General features: G+C 32.0%; 5 protein-coding genes. 1 reads left to right on the forward strand and 4 read right to left on the reverse strand.

Going from position 1 to position 4543, the window contains the following annotated elements; translation table 11 throughout:
• Positions 1-226: 226 nt before the first annotated feature.
• From AC2D8K_RS12350 to AC2D8K_RS12360, 3 genes are read right to left on the reverse strand one after another with little or no spacing between them, the layout of a single operon-like run.
• Positions 227-1234, reverse strand: a complete 1008-nt coding sequence (locus AC2D8K_RS12350; protein WP_338421167.1) for a relaxase/mobilization nuclease domain-containing protein — start codon at positions 1232-1234, stop codon at positions 227-229.
• Entirely contained in the window at positions 1221-1430 is a 210-nt protein-coding gene (locus AC2D8K_RS12355) for a hypothetical protein (RefSeq protein WP_145945331.1), read from the reverse strand. The genes AC2D8K_RS12350 and AC2D8K_RS12355 overlap by 14 nt, the downstream gene beginning before the upstream one ends.
• Positions 1412-1795, reverse strand: a complete 384-nt coding sequence (locus AC2D8K_RS12360) for a plasmid mobilization protein (RefSeq protein ID WP_484698801.1) — start codon at positions 1793-1795, stop codon at positions 1412-1414. Before AC2D8K_RS12360 ends, AC2D8K_RS12355 begins: the two co-directional genes overlap by 19 nt.
• A gap of 384 nt (positions 1796-2179) precedes the next feature.
• Here AC2D8K_RS12360 and AC2D8K_RS12365 point away from each other — a divergent pair, with 384 nt between their 5' ends.
• Entirely contained in the window at positions 2180-3676 is a 1497-nt protein-coding gene (locus tag AC2D8K_RS12365; protein WP_002450444.1) for a glycosyltransferase, read from the forward strand.
• A 206-nt stretch (positions 3677-3882) separates the two neighbouring features.
• Here the strand turns inward: AC2D8K_RS12365 and AC2D8K_RS12370 are convergent, their stop codons facing one another.
• Positions 3883-4491, reverse strand: a complete 609-nt coding sequence (locus AC2D8K_RS12370) for a recombinase family protein (protein WP_484698803.1) — start codon at positions 4489-4491, stop codon at positions 3883-3885.
• Between the last annotated feature and the right edge of the window lie 52 nt (positions 4492-4543).

The following is a 4543-nucleotide window of genomic DNA, read 5'->3' on the forward strand; positions in this document are numbered from 1 at the left end:
TCCAACGGCTACAGTGATAACATCCTTGTTAAATTGTTTATATCTGAAATAGTTCATACAGAAGACTCCTTTTTGTTAAAATTATACTATAAATTCAACTTTGCAACAGAACCGTTCTTTTTGTATCGCTTGTTCGAAATCTTGTTTTAAATTATCGGTATCAATCCGTTGCACATAATGTCTCGCTGCACTCACAAACCGTTTTTCATTGGTTTGGGTTGCTTGATTAAAGTTCGAGGCCGTGGTCTCGATCGTCGTTAATAATTGTTCGTGACGCTTGTTTCGCTCGTTCTCTCTCTTCTCTATCTCTTCGAGCCTTTTCATGAGCAAGTCTTGCTGACTCTGCAGCTTGTCGGCGACGCTCAAGCTCATTTGTGTCTTGGGCGAATTTATCCCAATCTGATTGAGTGACGCCTGTATCTCGTTGAGCTGGTTCATCACGGTTTGAAGTTGGTCGTTTTGGCTGGATGTCTTTGTCATCTTCTCGTCCTTGCTGTTGTCGTTGTATTTGTCTTTCAAAGCCATCTTCTATACCCCCTTTGTTATAATCTTCGCCTAATCGACGACCACGGACTTTTTTATCTTCAGCTAGATGTCGATAGGTAATGCTCTTAGGTGTAACGCGTGCAATTTCAATGTCATATTGACTTAAATGGTCTTTGAATTCATCCATACTTGTAGCTGTTGATTGGTCGATTGCTTCACGTATTTCATCTTTCCATGAATATTGGGCGGTTGATTTTGTATTAGGGTCAGCAATCGCTTTTTCTGTTTGTGTATAACGTAAGCGTGCTGTATCTTTTTCTGGCACGCTTAAGCCATGTTCACGACATACGTCGTCATTAAAGTCTCTTAAATCACGTAAGGCTTGCTTGTTGTTATTGAACTTTTTACCTGTTTCAAGATTAACGGCATTAATCACAATATGATTATGTATGTGATCAGTATCACAATGTGTATAAACAGCCACTTGATGATTGGTTGCGAATTTTTTAGCTAATGCTAAGCCTAATTGATTACATTGTTCTGGGGTTACTTCGCCTGGTTTGAATGACTGAATAATGACATGGCCTTCATTACCCCCTGTTTTACCATAGAGTTCACGTGAGGCTTTAAAACTACTTTTGGCATAGTCTATGTCGCAGTTTAAGCCACTTTTTTCTTCAGCCCGTTTTTCAGCGTAATTGATGGCACGTGACGTTGATTTCGTTGCACTTATTTTAGTTGTTGCCATTGGTATCACGCTTTTTTTGTTTAGGAATAAAATGATCAATTAAAAGGCCACCGAAAGCACAAAATAAGAAACAGATGGTGATAAACCACCATTGTTTTAGGAATGAAAAATTAAAAAATAAAGTTAAAATCATTAAAGATATAACAGTTAAAATCCAAATGCTAAATAGCAATCTTCTTAATTTAGTTTGTTCCATACCTCATCTAACCTTTCACGTAATTCGCTGATATTACGTTTTAATGCTTTATAGTTCGGTGCTTCATGTTGATGTTGGTTGCAATATTTCGCAATCTGATTGGCATTTGCGCCCAACATACTCAAATCTTTCGCTACCGATTGTCGCGTTGCTTGATCCAATTTGGGTGCGACCAATCGAGCGCCTTGTGCCTTTTTCTTAACGAACGCAGGCACACTCATATTTAAAGTTTCAGCTGATTGTTGTAACTTTAAATATTCGGATTCGCTCACACGAAAACTGATTTGTTTCGGCGCCTTACGGTTGGGTTTACGGTTTTGCCCAACAGTTTCGTCGCTAGCCACAAATGTGTTTTGTTCGCTCATTATTCCCACCACGCTTTCTTCGAAAGATAACGCCTTTCTTACATTTTACTTTATAGGATAAAGTAAAATTCATCAAGTCGTTAAGTGGTTTGGCAAGCATTGGCTTTGCTAGCCACTAACGTGGTAGTGTCGCCTGCTTGTTGGGATTATATCCCAAGCCCTTTATGTTTTTGCATACGCAAAAAATGAGTAGCTATTGCTAGCCACTCATATAATTTAAAAACTAATTCAAAATCAAAAACCGACCTAGTGCAGCAACCAATAATGTGGTTGCTAATCAAAGAATGAAATTGATAAAAGTATAAGAGAATGTTTAAATTATAATGGAACTAGGCTAATTAGCAAGCAACATTGTATGAAAAGATATTATTGGGAGAGAATATTATGATATACACAGTAGCTTCAACATTACCACCAGACCATGGGGGTCGAACTAAATCTTTATTAAAAAGAATTGATTTTTTAAATGACGAATTTGATTTTGATCAAACAATCTTGACGACAAATTATAATCCAAATTATACAACTGTTTACAAAGATTTTTATAACAAAGAGATATTGAAAGAAAATATAATGGTTATAAATATTTATGACTGGTTATCTAATTTTAGATTACTTACAGGTTCTTATTATTCTTCAAATACGTATATAAATATACAGCCACAAGAACTTAAAATATCAAATTTTATTGCAAAAGAAGATTTAGATAAAAATTGCGTTAGATATTATGACAAGGATACAGAAAGATATTGTTTATATAGAAAATTTTACCCCAATTCACAAGTTGTTAAATTTGAAGATTTCTTTACGCCAGGAGTAAAACATAAAGTTGAACGCTGGGAATATAATGAATATGGATATTTACATAAAATCACTAATTATTCAAGAAAATTAAATAAAAAATTAGCGGAATTTTATTATGACTTAGAAAAAAATCTGTATTGTAAAAAATATTTTGAAGAAACAAATGACAATAAGTTAAACTCAATTTTTATTTACGATAATGATATATTAATTGAAAGTTTTAGTAATGAAAAAGAAATGTTTACATACTTCTTTGACTTTTATTTTAATGATCAAGATATTGTTTTTAACGATGCAAGATTATTAGATAAATCACTAATAAATTCTACAAAAAATATAAAATCTATATTAGTTTTTCATAGTTCTCATTTAGAAGGAGATTCAATCAAGAGTTCGTATAAATATGCTCTTAACAATTCAGATAAAATAGCTAAATACTATGTTCTGACTAACCAACAAAAAGAAGATATACAAAATGATTTAAATATACCTGATGAAAAATTTGTAGTTATACCACATTTTATAAAAACATCAAGCAATTCTACTAATGAAATAAAAGATCAATTTGTATTTGTTGGACGATTTAGTGAAGAAAAGCAGATTTCTCATATAATCGAAAGTTATAAACTTTATATAGATAATGGAGGATCGACTAAATTAGTATTGTATGGTGGTATTAAGGGAGAAGAACGTACAAAAATAGAAAACCTTATTAAACAATATAACTTACAAAATGAAGTTACTATTCACTCTTTTACAAATGATCCACTTCAAGTTTTTAGAGAATCTAAAGCTTCTCTTTTAACAAGTAAGTTTGAAGGGTTTGCATTAAGCGTTATGGAAAGTATAAATGAAGGTTGTCCTGTAATTGCATATGATATTAAATATGGGCCAAGAGAAATTATAGTAAATGGAGAAAACGGTTATTTAATTGAACCTAATAACATTGAAGAATTTTCTAAGGCTATGATTTCAATCATTGAAAATCCCTTAGAAAATGTTAAGACAAAAGATGAAATAACTTATCAAGCTGCAATTAATAATTTTAATTCTTTAATCAAGGATGTTAGTTTATAATTCGGAGAAGTCAATAAATTAATGTGAAATGCTAAGTAATGTATAATCTATACAAAATCACTACCTATAATCTTTTATTATGTTAATCATAAAAAAAACAATCGCTGTTAAATCAGCGATTGTTTTTTTATCAGGATTATACAGGTTGTGCGCCTTTTCTATACGCCCTTTAAGATGTGTTTTCACACACATATATAATTAATTTATTAAGATAATCTATTATCATATTTAATTCTGTAAACTGTTTGTCTTGTTATATTTACTTCTTTCGCAATTTTACTAATTGCTTGGCCTTCTTCTAACATTTCTACAACTCTATGATAAATAATGCGTTTTTGAGGATCTTTAGCATTCGCTGAATAAAGTAACGGACGTCCTTTATATACCCCTTTTTCTTTCGCAACTTGAATACCTTGTGCTTGTCTACGTTTACTTTCATTTCGTTCTTGTTCTGAAACCATTGCTAATATTTGTATGATTAAATCTTTCATAAACTTATCTAATAAAGGATTGCCAATGACTTCATTCATCATAGGTAAACTAGTAATCATCAATTGAACTTCTTTATCCTTTAAATAATTAACTGTGTTAATCACTTCATCATAATTACGACCTAAGCGATCAATCGATTCTACTACAAATCTATCGCCCATTCTCACAAAGTTAAGTGCTTCTTGAAATACGGGTCTATTTTCTACTGACTTTCCCGATTGTTTCTCTGTAAATATTTTCTCTACACCAAATGTTTTCAAATTATCTAGCTGTCTCTCTAAATTCTGATCTATCGAAGATACTCTTGCGTAACCTATAATCATTCATTTTCACTCCACAATTAATATACACCCTAATCATACGTTTTAGTTACTA

This window comes from Staphylococcus sp. 510, assembly GCF_057219715.1.